The 20,463-nt window shown below is 70.8% G+C and carries 19 protein-coding genes and 1 tRNA gene; 10 read left to right on the top strand and 10 right to left on the bottom strand.

The window, feature by feature from the left end:
- The first annotated feature begins 153 nt into the window (after positions 1-153).
- Both FVE89_RS00770 and FVE89_RS00765 read left to right on the top strand, forming a co-directional pair.
- Positions 154-621, top strand: a complete 468-nt coding sequence (locus FVE89_RS00770; protein WP_160532354.1) for a MucR family transcriptional regulator — start codon at positions 154-156, stop codon at positions 619-621.
- Positions 622-722: 101 nt separating this feature from the next.
- A complete protein-coding gene (locus tag FVE89_RS00765; protein WP_160532353.1) occupies positions 723-1,148 on the top strand; it encodes a GFA family protein in 426 nt (141 codons plus the stop codon).
- Between the two features lie 57 nt (positions 1,149-1,205).
- On the opposite strand, the gene FVE89_RS00760 is transcribed toward FVE89_RS00765, so the two are convergent.
- From FVE89_RS00760 to FVE89_RS00745, 4 genes are all read right to left on the bottom strand, one after another.
- Entirely contained in the window at positions 1,206-1,526 is a 321-nt protein-coding gene (locus tag FVE89_RS00760) for a cytochrome c (RefSeq protein WP_160532352.1), read from the bottom strand.
- Positions 1,527-1,537: 11 nt separating this feature from the next.
- The gene (locus tag FVE89_RS00755; protein ID WP_160532351.1) at positions 1,538-2,740 is read right to left on the bottom strand and encodes a molybdopterin-dependent oxidoreductase; all 1,203 of its coding nucleotides are present in this window, start codon (positions 2,738-2,740) and stop codon (positions 1,538-1,540) included.
- Positions 2,741-2,891: 151 nt separating this feature from the next.
- A complete protein-coding gene (locus FVE89_RS00750; protein ID WP_160532350.1) occupies positions 2,892-3,338 on the bottom strand; it encodes a YeeE/YedE family protein in 447 nt (148 codons plus the stop codon).
- On the bottom strand, positions 3,335-3,745 hold the full coding sequence (locus FVE89_RS00745) for a YeeE/YedE family protein (RefSeq protein WP_160532349.1): 411 nt from the start codon (positions 3,743-3,745) through the stop codon (positions 3,335-3,337). Before FVE89_RS00745 ends, FVE89_RS00750 begins: the two co-directional genes overlap by 4 nt.
- 272 nt (positions 3,746-4,017) lie before the next feature.
- On the opposite strand from FVE89_RS00745, the gene FVE89_RS00740 reads away from it, so the two are divergent.
- From FVE89_RS00740 to FVE89_RS00725, 4 genes are all read left to right on the top strand, one after another.
- Positions 4,018-4,224 carry a hypothetical protein gene (locus tag FVE89_RS00740; RefSeq protein WP_160532348.1) on the top strand — a complete coding sequence of 69 codons (207 nt, stop codon included), beginning with the start codon at positions 4,018-4,020 and terminating at the stop codon, positions 4,222-4,224.
- 13 nt (positions 4,225-4,237) lie between these two features.
- Entirely contained in the window at positions 4,238-5,083 is an 846-nt protein-coding gene (gene cysE / locus FVE89_RS00735) for a serine O-acetyltransferase (RefSeq protein ID WP_160532347.1), read from the top strand.
- Between the two features lie 417 nt (positions 5,084-5,500).
- The gene (locus FVE89_RS31455) at positions 5,501-6,892 is read left to right on the top strand and encodes a family 2B encapsulin nanocompartment shell protein (RefSeq protein ID WP_160532346.1); all 1,392 of its coding nucleotides are present in this window, start codon (positions 5,501-5,503) and stop codon (positions 6,890-6,892) included.
- Positions 6,879-8,822, top strand: coding sequence for a family 2A encapsulin nanocompartment cargo protein cysteine desulfurase (locus FVE89_RS00725; protein ID WP_160532345.1), 1,944 nt, complete (start codon positions 6,879-6,881; stop codon positions 8,820-8,822). Before FVE89_RS31455 ends, FVE89_RS00725 begins: the two co-directional genes overlap by 14 nt.
- Positions 8,823-9,739: 917 nt before the next feature.
- On the opposite strand, the gene FVE89_RS00715 is transcribed toward FVE89_RS00725, so the two are convergent.
- Positions 9,740-9,816 (bottom strand) — tRNA-Arg (locus FVE89_RS00715).
- Positions 9,817-10,253: 437 nt separating this feature from the next.
- Here FVE89_RS00715 and FVE89_RS00710 point away from each other — a divergent pair.
- Entirely contained in the window at positions 10,254-10,958 is a 705-nt protein-coding gene (locus tag FVE89_RS00710; protein WP_160532344.1) for a L,D-transpeptidase, read from the top strand.
- A 24-nt stretch (positions 10,959-10,982) separates the two neighbouring features.
- On the opposite strand, the gene FVE89_RS00705 is transcribed toward FVE89_RS00710, so the two are convergent.
- From FVE89_RS00705 to FVE89_RS00690, 4 genes are all read right to left on the bottom strand, one after another.
- The gene (locus tag FVE89_RS00705) at positions 10,983-11,597 is read right to left on the bottom strand and encodes an LpxA family transferase (protein WP_160532343.1); all 615 of its coding nucleotides are present in this window, start codon (positions 11,595-11,597) and stop codon (positions 10,983-10,985) included.
- A 173-nt stretch (positions 11,598-11,770) separates the two neighbouring features.
- Complete coding sequence (locus FVE89_RS00700) at positions 11,771-14,962, bottom strand: CusA/CzcA family heavy metal efflux RND transporter (RefSeq protein ID WP_246730432.1); 3,192 nt, start codon at positions 14,960-14,962, stop codon at positions 11,771-11,773.
- A gap of 8 nt (positions 14,963-14,970) precedes the next feature.
- Positions 14,971-16,311 (bottom strand): efflux RND transporter periplasmic adaptor subunit, encoded by a 1,341-nt coding sequence (locus tag FVE89_RS00695; RefSeq protein WP_160532342.1) that lies wholly within the window; start codon positions 16,309-16,311, stop codon positions 14,971-14,973.
- Between the two features lie 34 nt (positions 16,312-16,345).
- Positions 16,346-16,543, bottom strand: coding sequence for a polyhydroxyalkanoate synthesis regulator DNA-binding domain-containing protein (locus FVE89_RS00690; protein ID WP_160532341.1), 198 nt, complete (start codon positions 16,541-16,543; stop codon positions 16,346-16,348).
- Positions 16,544-17,063: 520 nt separating this feature from the next.
- Here FVE89_RS00690 and FVE89_RS00685 point away from each other — a divergent pair.
- The 3 genes from FVE89_RS00685 (at position 17,064) to FVE89_RS00675 (ending at position 20,037) form a co-directional block, all read left to right on the top strand.
- Positions 17,064-17,741, top strand: coding sequence for a response regulator transcription factor (locus FVE89_RS00685; protein WP_160532340.1), 678 nt, complete (start codon positions 17,064-17,066; stop codon positions 17,739-17,741).
- Entirely contained in the window at positions 17,734-19,098 is a 1,365-nt protein-coding gene (locus tag FVE89_RS00680) for an ATP-binding protein (protein WP_160532339.1), read from the top strand. Before FVE89_RS00685 ends, FVE89_RS00680 begins: the two co-directional genes overlap by 8 nt.
- A 159-nt stretch (positions 19,099-19,257) precedes the next feature.
- Positions 19,258-20,037 carry a YfdX family protein gene (locus FVE89_RS00675; protein WP_160532338.1) on the top strand — a complete coding sequence of 260 codons (780 nt, stop codon included), beginning with the start codon at positions 19,258-19,260 and terminating at the stop codon, positions 20,035-20,037.
- An 80-nt stretch (positions 20,038-20,117) separates the two neighbouring features.
- Here FVE89_RS00675 and FVE89_RS00670 read toward each other — a convergent pair whose 3' ends face one another.
- Entirely contained in the window at positions 20,118-20,462 is a 345-nt protein-coding gene (locus FVE89_RS00670) for a RidA family protein (RefSeq protein ID WP_160532337.1), read from the bottom strand.
- Between the last annotated feature and the right edge of the window lies 1 nt (position 20,463).

Below are 20,463 nucleotides of genomic sequence, written 5' to 3'. Positions count from 1 at the left end.
GGGGCTCACAGGCGCCTGGATCGCCCCGCCGCGTGCAGATCGTGCACGCCGCGACCGGACGGCTGCGCCATCGGTGCGGTCCGATCGCTGCCCCCTCACGCGTGCATAGCCGGTCCTCACCCTTCACTCTCTCACGTTGACGCGCGATAATGTATGCGTACCCCGCAATTGTATGTGTTTTCGCGGGAGATCATTGTGATTCGGCACGATGTGGATCGGTTTTCAGCCGATTTTCGGCGCGCAATCGACGGCTTCGCGGTGCGCATCGTCGCAGCCTATCTCGCGCGCAATGCGGTTCCACCGACCGGCCTGCCGGAGATTCTCACCGGCGTGCACAAGGCCTTGATAGGGCTCGCGCCACCGGCCGATACCGGGCCAGCACCCGAGCAGCCGAATGCGGCCGAAATTCGCAAATCGGTCCAGCATGACGGCCTGATCAGCTTCGTCGACGGCCGCTCCTACAAGACCCTGAAACGCCACCTCAAGGCTCATGGCCTGACGCCCGATCAGTACCGCGCACGCTACGGTCTTCCGCACGACTACCCGATGGCCGCTCCCGGCTACGTCGCGCGGCGCGCGGAGATCGCGCGGGCGATCCGCGCCGGCCACAATCCGGATTGACCCTCACGTGAGGCGATCTCACAGAGCGCGTGCGAATCTCTGAATTGTCCGGTCCCTGCCGCGGCGATACGCTCGGTTCGCGAGGAGGAGGTCCGGGCGCCATGAATGCCAGCATGAACCTGCACGCCGGCCAGTGCCATTGCGGCGCCGTGCAATTCGACGCGGCGCTCAGCGACGGCTTCCGGTCGATCCGACGCTGCACGTGCTCGTATTGCCGCATGCGCGGCGCCGTGGTCGCCATGGCGGAAGCGGGCGGGATCCGGATCCGGCAGGGGGCGGACGTGCTGACGCGCTACCGCTTCCACACCGGCACGGCTGAGCACTTCTTCTGCTCCCGCTGCGGAATTTACACGCACCATCAGCGGCGCTCCGACAGCACGCTCTACGCGGTCAACGTGGCCTGTCTTGAGGGTGTCAGCCCGTTCGATTTCGAGGTCGTGCCCGTGATGGACGGCATCAACCACACGAACGATACCGGCCGTCCGACACGCCGCGCCGGCACACTCCGCTACACGCCCGCCGATTGAGCCTTGGCGCTCAGCGGCTCTCAGGCCGCGGATGAGCGGGACCGCGAAGGCCGGCCCTCAATAGGTCGCGCTCAGATAGGCGGCGATGGCCTTGGCCTGCTGCTCCTCGATCGGGGCGCGGTACACCTTGACCATCTTGGCGACCTCCGCGTCCCAGAACGCCTGCCCCTTCCGGGGCGGCTGCATGGCGACGTAATCGGCCGAGTGGCAGGTTGTGCAAGTCTCCTGCGCGGCCTGGAATCCGGCCGCGTGGCCGGGATCCGGAGGCGTCCTGAACTGCGCGGTCGGCTCCGGCAGCGTGTAGGTAAGGGGGGCGGCGAGCGCGGCCGTTCCGGCGAGCGCGAGGCAGAGGGCGGCCAGCGCGAGGAAGCGGGGCATGTCGATCTCTCTCAGGCCGCCCGCACGCGGGTCGTCTCGACGACGTTGCGCATGTAACCGGCGGGATTCCAGCGCGGCTCCATCGGCTGCGTGCCGCCGTCGTTTCCGGTCGCGCGGACGCGCAGGACATGCGGACCCGGCGCCAGATCGGCCTCGGCGGTCCAGGCCCGGAAAGCGTAGCGGCCGAGATCCTGGCCGAGCCGGGCCGGGCTCCAGGTCCGGCCGTCGTCGGTGGAGATCTCCACCGCCTTGATGCCCGATCCGCCGTCGAACGCGATGCCGCGCAGCGGCACGCGCCCGGCCTTCACCTGCGCGCCGTCCGCGAGGTTGGTCACGAAGGAGCGGGTGTTGAGCCGGCCGATCGGCACGGTCCTGTCGGGCGCCTTGCCGGGCTCGGTGCAGGCGCACGGGGTGTCGGGGATGCGGTAGGCACCCGTCATCCAGAAGCCCGCGAAGGGCTTCTCGAGCACCGTGATGGCGTTGAGGTGCTTGACCCAGTAGGTGCCGTAAGTGCCCGGCACCACGAGGCGCAGCGGGAAACCGTTGAGCCAGGGCAGATCCTGCCCGTTCATGCCCCAGGCCAGCATGACCTCGCCGTCGCGGGCATGGTCGAGGGGAAGCGCCTTGGCGAAATCGGGCGTCTCCGGCAGGACCGGCCCGTCGAGCCCGCCGAACGAGACCTGCACCGCCCCGGCCTTCACCCCCGCCTTGTCGAGCACGCTCCTGAGCGGCACCCCGGTCCAGCGGGCGCAGCCCATCGCGCCGTTGGCGAGCTGCCCGCCGGCGATCCGCGGCTCGAAGAAGCCCCGGGAATTGCCCGAGCACTGGTTGACGGCCGCGATCTCGGTCCATCCCGGCAGGGCCTTGAGCTCCGCGAGCGACAGGTCGAGGGGCCGCTCGACATGGCCCGTCACCGCGACGCGGAACGCCTGCGGGTCGATCTCCGTGGGGATGTCGGCGAGGTGGTAGCGGACGAAGAAGGCGTCGTTGGGCGTGATGGCGCCCTCGTCGAACACCGAGAACGGCGTCTCCAGTTGCGGCGGCCGGGCCGTCATCTGCAGGAGCGGGCGCTTGCCCGGATAGGCCACGAGCGGCCGCTCGCCGTTGCCGAAGGGCAGCGTCGCGGTCTCGTCCGCCGCGGCGGGCAGCGGCGCGAGGGCGCGGCTGCCCGCGCCCGCCGCCAGCGCCGCCAGAAGACTCCGCCTGTCCATCATCGCCAGCCTCTCCCGTCGCGGGGCGCCCCCGCCTTGGGCCGCGACCGCGAGGGCGTCAAGCAGCCGCCCGGCTAAGAGCGCCTCACAAAGCTCCCGGGCACCGGACATTTCCCTCTGGCCGCGACAGCGCAGCGGTGGTTTTTGAGAGGCTCTAATGCGGCGCCGTCGTGGGCCGGCCCGGCGCCCGCGCCAGATCGTGCGCCGCCATGCCGAGGAGCATCGCGGCCACGAAGACGAGGACCGGCGCCGCGCCGGTCGAGAGGGCCGCCACGGCGGGGCCGGGGCAGAAGCCCGACAGGCCCCAGCCGATTCCGAACAGGGCGGCCCCGAGCACCAGCGGCGCATCGATCCGCCGCGCCGTCGGGAGATCGAAGGTCTCGGCGAGGGCCGGGCGCCGGAGCCGGCGGGACAGGCGATAGCCGAGGGCCGACACGCTCACCGCCCCGCCGAGCACGAAGACGAGGCTCGAATCCCAGGCGCCCGCGACATCGAGGAAGCCGCGCACGCGGGCGGGGTCGAGCATCCCCGACAGGGACAGGCCGAGCCCGAACAGCAGGCCGGCGGCGAGCGCCGCCAGGGGACGCGCCGCGCCGCTCACGACGCCACCCGCATCAGGGCCACCGTCAGCATGCCGGTGGCGAGGAAGACCAGGACCGCCACGATCGAGCGCGGCGACAGCCGGGCGAGCCCGCAGACCCCATGTCCGGAGGTGCAGCCGGAGCCGAGCCGCGTGCCGAAGCCGACGAGCAGCCCGGCGAGCGCCAGGACCGGCCAGCCCGCCGCGATCCGCATCACCGGCCAATGCCCCGCCAGCACGGCGAAGAGCGGCGGCCCGAGGACCAGCCCGATCAGGAAAGCGGCATCTGCCCGCCAGCGTTCGCCCGGCCGTGCCAGCCCGGCGACCAGCCCGCTGATCCCGGCGATGCGGCCGTTGAGCAGCAGCAGCATCGCGGCTGAAAGGCCGATCAGCAGGCCGCCCCCGAGGGCGGTAAGGTAAGCGTCCATCGATCGCGAATCCCGGTGTCCTTCGGATCGGGATAGGGCCGGACATCGGCCGGAACAAGCCTTGCCAAACGGCGTTGGATCGACAATTATTGAGATATAACAATGGCTTAGCGAAAAACATGCTCTCATTCGGGCACGTCGCGAACGAAATCGTCTCCTCCGAGGGGGAGGAGGCGGAAGGCCTTTCCTGGGGCGCGATGCCGTTCCGTCCTGCAGGAATCGAGACACGGAATCAGGCTCGGTCACCCGAACCCGGCAACGAGGAGAACAGGATGCCTGCAGACGCGATCAGGCGGGGGGATCAGGTCGTGTTCGAGCGACTCGACCTCGCCGAAGCCCTCGGGATCTGGCGGAATGCCAGGGGCCGAATCGTCCGCATCCACGGCCGGAACGGGCGCCCGGGCACCGTCGATGTCGCGTTCGAGGGCCATGCCGTCCTGGAACGCTACCTGCCGGACCTGTTCCGGCGGGTGAACTGAGCAGGACGTCTCCGTGACCGCGCTCGCTACCCTGCAGCCGCCCCTGCGCGCGATCAGCCACAGCACCGACGAGTCGGACGTCTGGGCGGAATTGCGGGCCGAGGCCACGGCCGCGATGATCGAGGAACCGCTCTACGCGGGCCTGATCCAGGCGACGATCCTCGACCAGCGCAGCCTCTCCCACGCGCTGGCCTACCGCCTCGCCCACCGGCTGGGCGACGGCGACCTCGCCCGCCTGTCGATGCGCGACCTCTGCCTCTCCGCCTTCGAGGCGGATTCGCAGGCCGGCGCCCACGCGGTGCGCGACCTCGTCGCCATCCGCGAGCGCGACCCCACCTGTCGGCGCTATCTCGACCCCTTCCTCTTCTACAAGGGCTTCGCCGCCCTCGAAGCCTACCGGGTCGGCCACTGGCTCTGGCACCAGGGCCGGGCGACCCTGGCGCTGCATGTCCAGAGCCGCATCTCCGAGGTGTTCGGCTGCGACATCCACCCGGCGGCGCGAATCGGCTCGGGGGTGTTCATCGACCACGCCACCGGGGTGGTGATCGGCGAGACCACGGTGGTGGCCGACGACGTGTCGATCCTCCAGTCGGTGACGCTGGGCGGCAACGGCAAGGAGAGCGGCGACCGGCATCCCAAGATCGAGCGCGGCGTGCTCCTCAGCGTCGGCGCCAAGGTGCTGGGCAATGTCCGCATCGGCGAGGGCGCCAAGATCGCCGCCGCCGCGGTGGTGCTGTCCGACGTGCCGGCGCACACGACGGTGGCGGGCGTGCCGGCCCGAGTCGTCTCGCGCCTGCGCGCGGAGGAGGCGCCGGCGCTCAGCATGGATCAGTCGTTCGGCTTCGGCGACGGGATCTGAGGTCGCCAGAAAAATCCTTCTTTTGAAATGTTATCCTCAGGTTGCTCAGGCACGGGCCGGACGACAGAGGATGAATTTCTCGGTCGGCCGATTTTTCTTCGCTTTCCTTCTCCGTCCGGCGATAAACTGGGGGTCAATCTCCCATGCACCATGATCAAATGAAAATGCTCTTCCGTTGACCGGCTGAGCTTCGAGGCCTTACTCAGACTTTGCTGGTTCGGCAGCGGGCCGAGTCAGGCAGACAGCATCGCACCATTTCGGGTGCGCGCGGAAACATTTGATCCATCAGACCGGATCGGGCGTCAAAGCTGATCCGATCTTCATGACATCTTGCGCCCGGCCCGTTCCAGTGACGGGACCGCCCGCCGATGCGCGGGCCGGTGGGGCGCGCCCGCAACCAGACGGAGACGACGAACGATGAGCGGACCGGGTTTGAGCGTCAGCGCCACGGCGGCACGCAACCTTGCGACGGCAACCGTCACTTCTGTCCAGAACGCGGCCAACACGCCGCGCTGGCTGCTCCGGCTCCTGCCCTTCGTGGACGTGGCGGGCGGGGTCTACCGCGTCAACCGGCGGGCGGTCGTGCTGGCCAAGCCCGGCCGGGTCGAACTCGCCACCGAGGGGACCGGCCGGGTGGTCCGCCCCGGGTCGCTCCGGTCCGTGCCGCTGTTCAGCCGGCTGGGCGATGCCGAGCTCGCGACGCTCGCGGGCAAGTTCAAGGAGAGCCGCCACCAGGCCGGCGAGGTGATCCGCGAGGAGGGCGCCGCCGAGCGCGGCCTCACGGTGGTGGCCGACGGCACGGTCGAGCTGACCCTCTCGGGCCCCTACAAGGGCCGCCTGCGCCAGGGTCTCGCCACGAAGGGTGACTATTTCGGCGATGCCGGTCTCGCCGGCGAGACCGCCCCCGCCCCGGCCGTGAAGGCCCTGTCGGCGGTGACGCTGCTGACCCTCGACGCCGCCGCGGTGGAGAGCGAGGAGATCCGCTCCAAGATCGCCCAGTATCAGGAGGAGCGCGAGCGCCTGAAGGGCCACTCCAACGCCTACGGTGAGCAGGGTATAGAGCTCCTGGCGGTCCATACTGGCGAGCCGCGCCTGCCGACGACCTTCGTGGATTACCAGGTCGATCCGCGCGAGTACCACCTCTCGACCATCCAGACGATCCTCAACACCCACACCCGGGTCACGGATCTCTACTCCAACGAGATCGACCAGCTCCGCGAGCAGATCCGCCTCACGGTCGACGCCGTGAAGGAGCGCGAGGAGTGGGAGCTGCTCAACAACGCGCAGTTCGGCCTCCTGGGCGAGGTCGGCCCGCGCCAGCGCATCCCCACCCGCAGCGGCCCGCCCACCCCGGACGACCTCGACGAGCTGCTGACCCTGGTCTGGAAGAAGCCCGCCTTCTTCGTGGCCCATCCCCGCGCCATCGCGGCCTTCGGCCGGGAGGCGACGCGCCGGGGCGTCCCGCCGGTGGTGGTGCACCTGTTCGGCGCGCCGTTCATCACGTGGCGCGGCGTGCCGCTGGTGCCGAGCGACAAGCTGCCGATCGACATCGACCCGGCGACCGGCGCCGAGACCACCTCGATCCTGCTCCTGCGCGTCGGCGAGGGCGAGCAGGGCGTGGTCGGCCTGCAGAAGTCGGGCGTGACCGGCGAGATCGAGCCCGGCCTGTCGGTGCGCTACATGGGCACCAACGACCACTCGATCGCCTCGCACCTCGTGACCCGCTACTTCTCGGCCGCCGTGCTGGTCGAGGACGCGATCGCCCGTCTCGATAACGTGCTGCTGGGCAACTACCATGACTACGCCTGAGGCCTTCGCCATCGGGCTGCCCGGGGCGAGCCCGGGCGACTTGGCCCACGCGGATCTCGTCGGGCGGCTCGCCCGCGAGATCTACGGGCAGGGGCAGGCCGCGAGCCAGCCCTTCGCCCCGGCGATCCCGGCCGGCCCGCAGGCGCCTCAAGCGCTTGAAGGCCTGCCGCAGGGCCTCAGTGGCGCCCCGCTGCCGAGCGCCTCGGTGGGAATCCCCTCGGCTCCGACCGGGGGGCTTCCCTCGGGCTTCCAGCCCGACGTCGCGGCGCTCGGCGCCCGGTCGTACGGGGCGCCGCCGGTCGGCGCGCCGGGCCTCACCGGCCCGACCGTGCCGAACCTCGCCCCCGCGAGCCCCGCCTTCGCCGACGTGGCGGCGATCCCGCCGATCCATCCGGCGAGCCCGCGCCCCGTCCTGCCGGACTTCTCCTTCCCCAGCGCCCCGGCGCTGGCGACCGCCCTCCCGGGCGGTCCGGAGCTGCACCGGCAGATCGCCGCGGACCATCCCCGGGCCAACGCCTTCGCGCACGCGCTGGCCCCGCATCACGTCCCCGCCGCGCCGTCGACGGCCGGCGTGGAGGAAGCCCCGGTGGGCGACTACTACTTCCTGAACCTCGGCGCCCCGGCCCGCCGGGCGCCGGCCAGCCCCCGGGTGGAGCCGGCCCGCTACCCGGGTCCGGCGCCGCGGCTGACGGCGCAGGGGTCGAGCCCGGTGGCGGCGCCGTTCGACGTGGAGCATGTCCGCCGGGATTTCCCGGCCCTGCACCAGAGCGTCAACGGCCACCCGCTGGTCTGGCTCGACAACGCCGCCACCACCCACAAGCCGCAGGCCGTGATCGACGCGACCAGCGACTTTTACGGCAAGCACAACTCGAACATCCACCGGGCCGCCCACACCCTGGCGGCGCGCTCGACGGACCTGTTCGAGGGCGGGCGCGAGGCGGTGCGCCGCTTCCTCAACGCCCCCACGAAGGACGACATCGTCTTCCTGCGCGGGACCACGGAGGCGATCAACCTCGTGGCCGCCTCCTATGGCGGGGCCAATATCGGGGCCGGCGACGAGATCATCCTCTCGACCATCGAGCACCACGCCAACATCGTGCCCTGGCAGTTGCTGGCGCAGCGCACGGGCGCGACGATCCGGGTGATCCCGGTCAACGACCGGGGTGAGATCATCTTCGAGCAATACGCAGCCCTGCTCTCGGGCCGCACGAAGATCGTCTCGGTGACGCATGTCGCCAACGCGCTCGGCACGGTGAACCCGATCCGGGAGATCATCGCGCTCGCCCATGCCTACGGCGTGCCGGTGCTGGTCGATGCGGCGCAGTCGTCGCCGCATATGCCGCTCGACGTGCAGGCGCTCGATGCCGACTTCCTGGTCTTCTCCGGCCACAAGGTGTTCGGGCCGACGGGGATCGGGGCGCTCTACGGCAAGACCGCCCTGCTCGACGCGATGCCGCCCTGGCAGGGGGGCGGCCACATGATCGAGGACGTCACCTTCGCCAGGACGGTCTACAAGGGCGCCCCGGAGAAGTTCGAGGCGGGCACTCCCGATATCGCCGGGGCGGTGGGCCTCGGGGCGGCCCTCGACTACCTGGAGAGCATCGGCCTGCCGGCCATCGCCGCCTACGAGCACGACCTGCTGGACTACGCGCAGGGCGGTCTCGCCGAGGTGAAGGGCCTGCGCCTGATCGGCACGGCGCACGAGAAGGCGAGCGTCATGTCCTTCGTGATCGAGGGGCAGGAGAACGAGGCGGTGGCCCACCATCTCGACGCGCACGGCATCGCGGTGCGCTCGGGCCACCACTGCGCCCTGCCGGCCCTGCGCCGGTTCGGCGTCGACCAGTCGGTGCGGGCCTCGCTCGCCTTCTACAACACCCGCGCGGATGTGGACGTGTTCCTGAAGGCGCTCCACACCCTGCCGCGGCATTGACATCGGAGCGCGCCGGTCCCGCGGGGCCGGCGCGCTCGGCCATGCCGGGTTTGATTTTGCTCCCCGCCCAGCCTCTCGGAACGCGTTGGCCTACCGCTCTCCGGGCTTGAACGGCGGCTCCTTGCCGGGCGGGCACGCCCTCCTCGGCCCTGCTCAGCAACATGGCGACCGTCACGCAGGTGCCGGTCAGCGCGGTCAAATCGACCGCGCCCTGCTCGCCCAGGACCGCCTTGGCCCGCGCGGAGGTCTCGTCCGACACCGCATGCCGCGTGGAGAGTTCCAGGTAGAGATCATACATGGCGTCCTCGTCGGGCTTCATGCCCTCCGGCCGCTTGTTCGGATTGAGGTCCGCCGCGATCTGCTCGGAGAGCCCGGGCTCGAGGGCCGGCGGCTCATGGGCGAACCACGCCACCTGCGAGCGCCACAGCCGCACCTGAAACAGGATGGCGAACTCGTTCAGTCGCGTCGGCACCGAGGTGTGCCAGCGCAGATCGTCGAGCCGGTCGTACATCCGCTGCGCCATCTCGCGGCTGCGGATCATCGGATTGTAGGGCCGGCCAGTCCGACGCTTGAGATCTTCAGGATCGTCTCGCCGAGCGGGCATTGGGCCGGCGTGCGTTGCTCCAGGGTCCGTTGCGGGAAGCGCGGCGCGCCCGCTACCCGGGTCCCCTGCCCCGCCAGCCAGCTCCGCTCGCCGCGAGGATTGCCACGGCCGTGGTGCCGCAGATCCCGAACCTGCCCAACGCCGATCCCCAGATGCGGGCGCGCTTCGACCTGCCTCGGCGGGGTAGTGTCGAGGGGGCGGGAGCCGGGATCCAGCGGTTTCGCCGGGGTTGAGTCGCGCCGACGAAGCGCCCGGCTGCGGGCACACCGGCTCGGACATGCCCGCCGCATCATCGACCCGGCGAGCACAGGGCTGGCGACCCCGGTAGGGCTCGAACCTACGACCTGCCGCTTAGAAGGCGGCTGCTCTATCCAGCTGAGCTACGGAGTCGGGTGCCGAAGCCGGGTCGTAGCAGCCGCCCCGCCGCCTGTCATCAGGGCGCACGCGGGCCGTCAAGCTCATCCCAGCGGAACCGGAGTGAACCCACGCCCGGGCGAGCCACGGCCGTCCGGGCGCCGAGCCGGCCCTCGAAAGGCGGGCGACGGACCGTCCGACGTGCGGTGAGGCCTCTCAACGGCGGACGGCACTGGCAGACGGCGCATCGATCCGCAGACCGGTCGATCGCGCGGGCCCCGAGGCGAATACCTGCGCAACAAGCACTCCTACATTGCATTGGCTGCCCATCGCCTATCGACGACGGATATTAGCCACACTCCCGACGCATTTCCCCGGCTTTCGGCTGTCGACAGCCGAGCTTGCCAGCGACGCCGTGGCGCGGCACCCTCAGCTTGGCGGTTCGCGCGGCGGGACACGGGAAGTCCAGAGACATGACGATCGACGCTCTGAAGACCGGTGCCGGCGGGGTGGATGCGCAGTTCGGGCCGCGACCGGCCCGTCTCAGCCGCCGGGCGTTCCTGGCCGGCTCGGCCCTCAGCGCCGGCGCCCTCGCCCTCGGCGGCTGCGGGACCACCGACAGCCTGCTCCTCGCCGAGGCGAGGAACACCTACGGGCCGATGCCGAACGAGAAGTTCCCGATCCCGGCGGTCGACATCAGCAAGGTCGACCCGAAATATTACCGCCGGACCGTCAGCTACGAGACCAAGGAAGCGGCCGGCACGATCATCGTCGATCCCGCCAATTACTATGTCTACCGCGTCGAGGGCGACGGCACGGCCACCCGGTACGGCGCCAATGTCGGCCGCGACGGGTTCCGGTGGAGCGGAGACGCCTATGTCGGCCGCAAGTCCGAATGGGCGACCTGGACGCCGCCCAAGGAGATGATCCGGCGCCAGCCCGAGGCCGCGAAATACGCCCGCGGCATGCCGGGCGGCCTCGACAACCCGCTCGGCGCCCGCACCCTCCATCTCTACCAGAACGGCGCCTATACGCTCTACACGATCTACGCGAGCAGCGATGCCGAATCGATCGGCACGGGCATCACGAGCGGCTGCGTCGGCCTGCTGAGCCAGGACATGATCCACCTCTACGCGCGCACGCCGGTCAAGACGAAGGTGGTCGTCCTGCCGGCATAGAGCGCTCTAAGGCGGGACCCGCCCTCAGTCCGTCGGCCTCTGATCGACCAAGCCGAGCCGCGGGACGATCGTGCCGGGGGCCAGGAGGGCGCCCGGGGCGATCACCGCGTTCGCGCCGATGCGGCTGCCGTCGCCGACGAGCGCGCCGAACTTGACGGTCTCGGCCGCGATGACCCCGTCACGATGGGCGATCCGCAGGCGCGGGTCGGCCAGCTCGTTGCGGTGGTTGGCGATGACCGCGCCCGCTTCGAGGTTCACGTCGCAGCCCAGGATGCTGTCGCCGACGAAGTTGAAATGCGCGAGCCGCGATCCCCGGAACAGGAGGGTCGTCTTGAGCTCGGCCCCCGGCCCGACGATGCAGCCCCGGTCGAGCCAGCATCCGCCGCGCAGCAGGCTCCCGCCGGCGATCAGGCAATCCGGGCCGACGATCACGGGACCCTTCAGCACGGCCCCCGTCTCGACCCGGGCCGTGCGGTGGACGGCGATGTCGCCCGCGATCGCGTAGCCCGCGTCGAGCGTGTCGAGCAGCCGCGCCACCGTGTCGGCGAGCCCCGCGACGACATCCCATGCGTCACCGGCCGCGCGGGCCGCGAAGGGTGAGTCGTCCCAACCAGCGATGTGTTCGGAGAGGATCGACATGGTGGTCGGGAACTCCGCGCCCCGCCGCGCGGTCGCCGGGATGGTGACGTCCGGGGCGCCGTCGCAGGGGAGGCGGATATACCACGCCCACGCATCGGGCGAGGGCCGGCTTGCGCGCGAGCCCTTCACCCGCGAGGCGCTGCGCCGGACGCAGCCGGTCTATGACCGGTATCTCACGGGACTGTTCGGCGCCCCGCACGCGGCGGAGCCGGTTCCGTCACGCTTGGCGAAGACCCGCCCGCTTCCGCCGTGCGGTCCGCCCTCGCCCGACCCAGGCGCAGGCCCGCCACCCACGGATAGACCGCCGGCAGAACCACGAGGGTGAGCAGGGTCGCGGAGATCAGCCCGCCGATCACCACGGTGGCGAGCGGACGCTGCACCTCGGCGCCGGCGCTCGTGGACAGCGCCATCGGCAGGAAGCCCAGAGCCGCCACCAGGGCCGTCATCATCACCGGGCGCAGCCGCATCTCGGCGGCCCGCGTGGCCGCCTCTTGGGGGTCGAGGCCGGACGCCTCCAGGTCGCGGATGTAGCTCGTCAGCACGACGCCGTTCAGGATCGCGATGCCGAAGGTCGCGATGAACCCGATCGCCGCCGAGATCGAGAACGGCATGTCGCGCAGGGTCAGCGCCAGGATGCCGCCGGTGGCAGCCACCGGTACGTTGAGGAAGATCAGCCCGGCGAGGCGGATGTCGCCGAACATCACCACCAGCAGGACCAGGATCGCCGCGAGTGCGGCGGGCACCACGACGGTCAGCCGGGCGGTCGCCTCCTGCAGGTTCTGGAACTGCCCGCTCCAGACCAGCGCGTAGCGCGGCGGCAGCGTCACCTGCTGCTCGACGGCGGCCTTGGCGGCATCCACGAAGCTCTGGACGTCGCGGCCGCGGACATTCGCCTGCACGGAGATCCGTCGCTGCAGGCGCTCGCGGCTGATCTGCGCCGGACCGGAGGCCACGTCGACGCTGGCGACCATCGACAGTGGGACCATCATGCGGCTGCCCGCCTCGCGACCCGGATCGCCGCCGGCGGACCGGCCGACCGGCAGGGCGCGGATCCGCTCGATGTCGCTGCGGTCGGCGGGGTCCAGCCGCACCACGATCTCGGTGATCGAATTGTCGTCGCCGTAGACGACGCCGCTGGTGCGGCCGCCGATGCTCTCGACCATGTCGAGCACGTCCGAGACGTTGATGCCGTAGCGGGCCGCCCTGGCGCGATCGACCTGGATCGAGAGCGCCGGCATGCCGGCCTGCGCCTCGGCCTTCACGTCCGCCGCCCCGTCGACCCCGGAGACCGCCCGCACGATGGCGTCGGCTTTGTCCTTCAGAACCTTCAGGTCGTCGCCGTAGAGGCTGATCGCGACGTCGCCGCGCACGCCCTCCAGCAGGTCGTCCATGCGCATCTGGATCGGCTGGGAGAAGGTATAGGCCACGCCCGGTACCTCCTCCTTGAGCCGCTTGTCGAAGGCCGCCACGAGGCCCTCCTGCGTCTCGGCGGTCGTCCAGGTGGCGGGGTCGGTGAGGGTGATGAAGCTGTCGGTCGATTCGACGCCCATCGGGTCGGTGGGGATCTCGGCGCTGCCGGTGAGCGAGACGACGCGCTTCACCTCCGGAAACGACTTCAGCACCCGCTCGATGCGGGTCACCGTCGCCAGCGAGGCGGAGAGATCGATGCCCGGCAGCTTCTCGGAGGTGATGACGATCGAGCCCTCCGACAGTTTCGGCAGGAACTCGCCGCCGAGGCGCGTGGCCAGCACGCAGGAGCCGGCGAACAGGGCGAGCGTCGCCAGCACGGTCGTGAGGGCGTGCCGCTCGGCCGCCTTCAGCAGGGGCGTGTAGGCGGCCCGCATCCAATGGACGAGGCGCGTCTCGCGCTCGCCGACGCCGCGGCCCGAGAGGAAGATCGCGGCGAGCGCCGGCATCAGCGTCATGGTGACGACGAGGGAGCCGGAGAGCGCCAGGATGACGGTCAGCGCCATCGGCACGAACATCTTGCCGGCCACGCCCTCCAGCGCCAGGATCGGCACGTAGACCAGGATGATGATCGCCACCGCGAACATCACGGGCTTGGCCACCTCGGCGGCGGCGTCCCGGATCAGGTCCCCGGGCGGACGGTCCGGGTGCTCGCCGCGGGCGCGCAGCACGTTCTCGACCATCACCACGGCCCCGTCGACGATCAGGCCGAAATCGATGGCGCCGAGGCTCATCAGGTTGCCCGAGAGGCCGAACAGCCGCATGCCGGCAAACGCCATCAGCATCGCGAGCGGGATCGCGGCCGCCACGATCAATCCGGCCCGGAGGTTGCCGAGCAGCAGCAGCAGGACGACGATGACGAGGACCGCGCCTTCGAGGAGGTTGTGCTCCACCGTGTGGATCGTGCGGTCCACGAGCGCAGAGCGGTCGTAATAGGGCACGATCTCCATGCCCGGCGGCAGTTGCGGGCGCAGGTCGTCGATCGTTTTCTTGACCTGCCCGACCACCGCGCTGGCATTGTCGCCATACTGCATCAGCGCGATGCCGACGACCGTCTCGCCCTCGGCGTCGTGGGTCACGGCCCCGAGCCGGACCTTGGGAGCCTCGACCACATTCCCCAGCGTCGCCATGGTCACCGGCACGCCGCCGGGCCCCGTGGCGACCACGATGTTGGCGATGTCCTCCGGCCCCTTGGCGAGGCCGAGGCCGCGGATCGTCTCCTGCTGGTCGTTGTGCTCGATATAGGCGCCCCCGCGGGCGGCGTTGTTGTCGGCGAGCGCCGTGAAGACCTGGGCCAGCGTGACGCCGTAGCGGCGCAGCGCGTCGGCCGAGACCCGGACCTCGTAGGTCGGCATCTGGCCGCCATAGATGTTCACGTCGGCGACGCCGGGGGTGAGCTTCAGCTTCGGCGCGATGGTCCATTGCAGGGTGCGACGGAGCTGCATCGGCGTGTAGGCCGGCCCGCGCAGCTCGAACTGGTAGATCTCGCCGAGCCCCGTCGCCATCGGGCCCATCTGCGGATCGCCGACGCCCGCCGGCATCATGCTCCTGGCCGCCGGCAGGCGCTGGAACACCTGATTGCGCGCCTCCGTGATCGGCACGCCGTCCGCGAAGGTGACGTAGACCGCCGAGACGCCGGCCCGGGACGTCGAGCGGATCCCGGTCAGGCCCGGCGCGCCCGCCATGGCGTTCTCCACCGGGAAGGTGACGAGGCGCTCGACCTCCAGCGGCCCGAGCCCGGGCGACAGGGTCAGGATCATCACCTGCTTGGGCGAGATGTCCGGCACCGCGTCGATCGACAGGCCTTCGAGATTGGCGACGCCCCCCGCCGCCGCGGCGAGCGCGATCATCAGCACCAGGAACCGGCGGCAGACCAGCAGGGCGAACCACGACCGCATCGGGGGCCTCAATCCGTCGAGCCGAGCAGGCTGCGCAGCAGGATCGCCTTCAGCCCGAAGCTGCCCTGCGTCGCCACCGTGTCGCCGGCCGCGACGCCGCTCTGCACCTCGACCCAGTCGGAGCGCTGAATCCCGAGCTGGAGGGCGCGCCGCTCGAAGCGGTCGGGGGCCGTGCGAACGAAGGCGATCGGCCCCTGCTCGGTCTGCTGGATCGCGGCGGCCGGGACCGTGACGCCGTCGCGGCCGAGATCCGCCGCGATCGTCACCGACACGAACATGTTGGCGCGCAGCAGGTCGCCGGGATTGTCCAGTTCGACGCGCGCGGGCGCCGTGTTGGTGGCCGGATCCAGGGCGGCGTTCACCGAGCGGACACGCCCCTCGAAGGGGGCCTGACCGGGGATCGGGCTCTCCACGGAGGCGGTGTCGCCGGCCTTCACCCGGCCGATATCGGGTCCGTAGAGGTTGGCCAGCACGAGGATGCGGGTCGGGTCGGCGACCGTGAAGGCGTCGCGGGTGGTGTCGACGACCTCGCCGAGGGTCACGCCGACGCTGGTCACCACGCCCTGGATCGGGGTCACGACCGCGCTGGTTCCGGGGGCGCCCCCCTCGGTCGGGGCGAGGCGCTGATACTGCGCCCGGTACATCTCGGCATTGGCCTGGGCCGACTTCACCGCCGCCTGGGCCTTGGCGAGATCGACCTGCCGCCGCTCGACCTCGGCCTGGGCGACGCCGCCGAACTTGAGCTGCTCCTGGCCGCGCTTGAGCTGCAGCGCCGCCACCGCCTCGGAGGCCTGCGCCTCGCCGAGCGAGGCCTGCGCGGCGAGGTAGCCGTTGCGCGCGTCGAGGAGGCCGGCGGCGTCGAGGGTCGCCAGGGTCTCGCCCGCCGTGACCCGGTCGCCGGGCTGGACCGCGAGGCTCAGCACCCGCCCCTGGGTCCGCGGCTTGAGATGCGTCACCCGCCGCTCGTCGAAGGCCACCGTGCCGGGGGCGCGCACCGGCAGCACGATCCGGCGGGTCTCGGCCGTGCCGAAGGCGAGGCCGAGCCGCTTCTGGCCGGCCGCGTCGAGGGTGACGCGGTCGGGATCCGCCGGCGCCGCGTCGGCCTTGTCGGTCTCCGCCGCCGGCGTGCTCGGCGCGGGTGTCGTGAGGCCGAGCGCGGAGAGGAGGGGCGCGCGCTCGATCCAGCCCGCCACAGCGAGGCCGGCCAGCGCCAGCAGGAGGAGCGCGCGGACGCCGCCGCGGCGCGGTGCGGCCGGGGCGGGCGGCGAGGCCACCGCCTCGTCCAAGTCCTCCGGCTCGACGGCCTCGGCTTCCATGGCGCGGGCGTGCGCCTCCGCGTTCAGTGTCATCGGCGCGCGCACCGATCGCCGGAGAGGGTCGGGCTCATGCGTCGAAACCCGGGCGCAGCACCTCGTCGCTCACGAAGCGCCCGGTCTCGACCTCGCGGACCACCACCTCGTAGCCCGCGCTGCGAAATTCCTTCAGCCGATCCACGGTGACGTAGCTGCGCGTCTCCACGTCGTAGAGACGGGTCTGGGCGTACCGGTTGATCAGGCGCCGGGGACGCTTCTTCCTAGGCACGGGCACGGCGCTCCGGGCGATGCAGATCAGGTCTCGGCGATGGCAGCCGGCGGCAGGATCCGCGCGCTCCTTCCTCCCCCCTCTGCGGGGGACGGTGGCCCGCGAAGCGGGTCGGGAGAGGGGAGCGACGGTGCAGAATCGGGCTGTATCCGTCAGGCCGGTCGGAACACATCCTGAACCCGGGTTCCCCTCTCCCGACCCTCGCTGACGCGAGCGCCGCCCTCCCCCGCCGAGGGGGGAGGGAGAAAGGCGGCGCCGTTCGCCCGTCCACTGGAACCGAGATGTGCGAATCCGCCAACCGAGCCCTGTGGGGCACACGCGTTCTGCGGGGTGGGGTCTGCATCGAGGCGATCCGGTGAGACAAATCGGGCCGTGAAACCGGCGCCGGTACGCGCTAGAGTCATTCTAATAAGTTGGGTGAAGCCGATGCCGCGCCACTAAATTCGGGTTCACAGTCGGGTCGGCATGGGGACCGGCCGGCGGAAATGCGGCACAGGGGAAACGGGTCGGAGGCGCGGGCGTGGCGAGGGTGCTGCTGATCGAGGATGACGCGGAGACGGCAGGCGTCGTGCTCGACGATCTGCGCGGACGCGGCCATGCGGTGACCTGGGCGGCCACCGGGCCCGAGGGCGCCCGGGCGGCCCGGGACGGCGCCTGGGGGGCGATCATCCTCGATCGGATGCTGCCCGGCCAGGACGGTCTCGGCGTCCTGCAGGATCTCCGCCGGGACGGGGACCGGACCCCCGCCCTGGTGCTGAGCGCGCTCGGCGACGTGGATGAACGCATCCGCGGCCTGCGGGCGGGCGGGGACGACTACCTCGCAAAACCCTTCGCGCTCGGGGAACTCGCCGCGCGGATCGAGGCGCTGCTCCGGCGCCCGGTGGACAGCCGCGAGACCCTGCTGCGGGTCGGCAGCCTGGAGATCGACCTGATAGCCGGGACCGGCCGGCGCGGGGCGCGCGACCTCGAATTGCTGCCGCGCGAACTCAAGCTGCTGGCCTATCTGATGCGCGCGCCCGGCCAGATCGTCACCCGGGCGATGCTGTTCGAGGAGGTCTGGAACTACCGGTTCACCCCGAAATCGAACCTGATCGACGTCCATCTCGGGCGCCTGCGCCGCAAGCTCGAGGCCTGCGGCGAGCCGCCCCTGATCCAGAACGTGCGCGGCCTCGGCTTCACCTTCACCCCCGATGACTGAACGCCTGCGCTCCACGACCCTGCGCTGGGCGCTCGGGATCGCCCTGTGGTCGGTGCTGCTCGCGCTGACGATGTTCGCCTTCATCTACTGGCAGACGGCCGCCTACCTGCGCGAGGAACTGGCCGAGACGCTGCGGCTCGAAGTCCGCGCCGTCGCCGCCGATCCCGCCTCGGCGGCTTTGCGGGTCGACACCTGGACCGCCATGGACCTGCACGCCAATCACTACGGCGGCCTGTTCGGTCCCGACGGGGTGCGCCGGGCCGGCAACCTCGACGCGATCCCCGATCGCCTCGCCCGCGACGGGGACGCCGACCGCGTGAGCGCCACCGTGCAGGTCGCAGGGCGCCGGCTCGACGACGAGATCTGGGCGGCCGCCCTGCCGCTGCCCGATGGCAGCACCGTGGTGATCGCCCACGATTCCGACGAGATCGACCGCGTGCGGGGGACGACCCTGCGGGCGCTCGGCCTCGGCCTCGTGCCGACTTTGGCCCTATCGGGGCTCGGCGGTCTCCTGCTCGCCCGGCGGGGCCGGAGGCGGCTGGCCGCCACCGAGGCGGCGCTCGCCGAGGTGATGCGCGGCGACCTGCGCAAACGGTTGCCGGTCGGAAAGCGCGGCGACGAATTCGACCGGCTGGCCGCCAACGTGAACCGGATGCTCGACGAGATCGAGCACCTGATGGGCGAGGTCCGCAGCGTCGGCGACGCGGTCGCCCACGACCTGCGCACGCCGCTCACCCGGCTGCGCGCCCGGCTGGAGCGGAGCCGGGCTCAGGCCCGGACGGTGGAAGAGTTCCACGAGACGATCGACCAGGGCCTCGCCTGGATCGACCAGACGCTCGCCATGGTCACGGCCGTGCTGCGGATCGGCGCGATGGAAGAGGGACGCCGGACCGCCTTCGCGCCGGTCGATCTCGGCGAGCTGGCCGCCGCGGCTCTGGACCTCTTCGAGCCAGTGGCCGAGGAGAAGGGCGTGCGGCTCACCCTCGCGTCCGGACCGGGAAGCCATGTCATCCACGGTGATCGCGACCTCTGCTTCGAGGCCCTGTCGAACCTCCTCGACAACGCGCTGAAGTTCACGCCGGAGCGGGGCGCGGTCTGCGTGCGCCTCTCGCGGCCGGGCACCGCGATCAGCCTCGCCGTGGAAGATACCGGACCGGGCCTGCCCGCGACGGAGCGCGGCAAGATCTTCCAGCGCTTCTACCGGTCGGAGGTGGCGCGCCAGACCCAGGGCAACGGCCTCGGACTGAGTTTGGTGGCCGCGATCGCCAAGCTCCACGACGCGACCGTGAGCGTCCAGCCAGCCTCGATGGGCGGTTGCCGCTTCGACCTGACCTTTCCCCCTGCGACCGCCGGCTGAGACCGGCTCCGGTCCTGCGGGCTGCCGTCGCCGACATGGCCGAATTTTAATCCCGTAGACATGCGACCAATAAGGCCAGCAAATATTATCTGAACACGCAAAGAACGGGGCCGATACAGTCAAAGGTCTTTGTTCCGGCGTTCAGATGGAGGTAGGAAGATGGCTTATCGCAAATCCATGGCCGCGGCGCTCGTGCTCACCACCATCCTCGGCGGGACGGCCTATGCCGCCGAACAGGCCACCCAGCAGCCCGCCACGCAGACGAGAGCCATCGACAAGGATGTGGGCAAGCTCTCGAAGGACGGCGCGCAGGCCTTCCGCGACCTCCAGCTCACGCGGCTGGCCATCTTCGAGGCCAATCCCGGCCAGGCCAAGGACCTGATCGGCAAGACGCAGGCGGCCTTCGCGAAGGCCAAGACCGACGACGCCGTCTTCACCAAGGCCGAAGCCGAGCTCAAGACGCCCGCCGATCTCGCCGGTCAGCAGGCCAAGGCCAAGGCCGCGCAGCCCGCGACCACCGACGCGAAGCCGTCCAAGGATCAGGTCGCCTGGGTGCCGGTCGACGCGCAGCTGACGCTCGGCGACGACTTCGTGGCGACGCCCGAGAAGGCCTCGGCCGTGACCGAGGCGAACAAGAACCTCGCCCACGGCGATCAGAAGGGCGCGATCGAGAAGCTGAAGCTCGCCCATGTGGACGTGAACTTCACGATGGCGGTGCTGCCGCTCGACAAGACCATCGCCGACGTCGATCAGGCGGCGACGCTGATCGGACAGGGCAAGTATTACGAAGCGAACGCGGTTCTGAAGACCGCCCAGGACGGGATGCGCTTCGATGTGATCGACGCGGTCGCTCTCCCGCAGACGGGCAAGCCCGCGGCGGCGAACACCGCGTCTCCGCAGGCGACCGGCACGACCACGGGCGCCAGGACCGGCAAGTAATAAGCCCGGCAAGGAACCGGCGGCCGGGCCGCGGATGGGAGGGGCCGAGGCCGCGGCCCGCCCCTCCGCTCAGGCACCGGTCACTTCGCCGCGGTGATCACAGCCTCGATCAGGACCTGGGGTCCGAGTTCGGCGACCCCGATGGTGGAGCGGCTCGGCAGGATCTCGGGGGCGAACCACGCCGTCCAGGCGGCGTTCATCTCGTCCTTGAGCGCCATATCGGTGATGTAGAGCGTCGCGGTGAGGATCTTGCTCCGGTCGCTGCCCATCTCGGCGAGCAGCGCGTCGATCCGCGCCAGGATCTGCTCGGTCTGGCCGCGCATCGGCGCGGAGCGGTCCTCGGCCACGATGCCGCCGAAATAGAGGACGCCGCCATGCTCCACCACGCGGTGCATGATAGGCGTGCGGATATGGCGTTCGATCATC

It is taken from the genome of Methylobacterium sp. 2A, assembly GCF_009806555.1.
Lineage (GTDB): Bacteria > Pseudomonadota > Alphaproteobacteria > Rhizobiales > Beijerinckiaceae > Methylobacterium.
The sequence above is the reverse complement of the archived record's forward strand: the minus strand, read 5'-3'. Positions and strand labels throughout refer to the sequence as shown.

Coding starts and splice junctions, on each gene's coding strand:
- FVE89_RS00770 (WP_160532354.1), top strand. CDS start 154: ATGCGTACCCCGCAATTGTATGTGTTTTCGCGGGAGATCATTGTGATT.
- FVE89_RS00765 (WP_160532353.1), top strand. CDS start 723: ATGAATGCCAGCATGAACCTGCACGCCGGCCAGTGCCATTGCGGCGCC.
- FVE89_RS00760 (WP_160532352.1), bottom strand. CDS start 1,526: ATGCCCCGCTTCCTCGCGCTGGCCGCCCTCTGCCTCGCGCTCGCCGGA.
- FVE89_RS00755 (WP_160532351.1), bottom strand. CDS start 2,740: ATGATGGACAGGCGGAGTCTTCTGGCGGCGCTGGCGGCGGGCGCGGGC.
- FVE89_RS00745 (WP_160532349.1), bottom strand. CDS start 3,745: ATGGACGCTTACCTTACCGCCCTCGGGGGCGGCCTGCTGATCGGCCTT.
- FVE89_RS00740 (WP_160532348.1), top strand. CDS start 4,018: ATGCCTGCAGACGCGATCAGGCGGGGGGATCAGGTCGTGTTCGAGCGA.
- FVE89_RS31455 (WP_160532346.1), top strand. CDS start 5,501: ATGAGCGGACCGGGTTTGAGCGTCAGCGCCACGGCGGCACGCAACCTT.
- FVE89_RS00725 (WP_160532345.1), top strand. CDS start 6,879: ATGACTACGCCTGAGGCCTTCGCCATCGGGCTGCCCGGGGCGAGCCCG.
- FVE89_RS00710 (WP_160532344.1), top strand. CDS start 10,254: ATGACGATCGACGCTCTGAAGACCGGTGCCGGCGGGGTGGATGCGCAG.
- FVE89_RS00705 (WP_160532343.1), bottom strand. CDS start 11,597: ATGTCGATCCTCTCCGAACACATCGCTGGTTGGGACGACTCACCCTTC.
- FVE89_RS00700 (WP_246730432.1), bottom strand. CDS start 14,962: ATGCGGTCGTGGTTCGCCCTGCTGGTCTGCCGCCGGTTCCTGGTGCTG.
- FVE89_RS00695 (WP_160532342.1), bottom strand. CDS start 16,311: ATGACACTGAACGCGGAGGCGCACGCCCGCGCCATGGAAGCCGAGGCC.
- FVE89_RS00680 (WP_160532339.1), top strand. CDS start 17,734: ATGACTGAACGCCTGCGCTCCACGACCCTGCGCTGGGCGCTCGGGATC.
- FVE89_RS00675 (WP_160532338.1), top strand. CDS start 19,258: ATGGCTTATCGCAAATCCATGGCCGCGGCGCTCGTGCTCACCACCATC.
- FVE89_RS00670 (WP_160532337.1), bottom strand. CDS start 20,462: ATGATCGAACGCCATATCCGCACGCCTATCATGCACCGCGTGGTGGAG.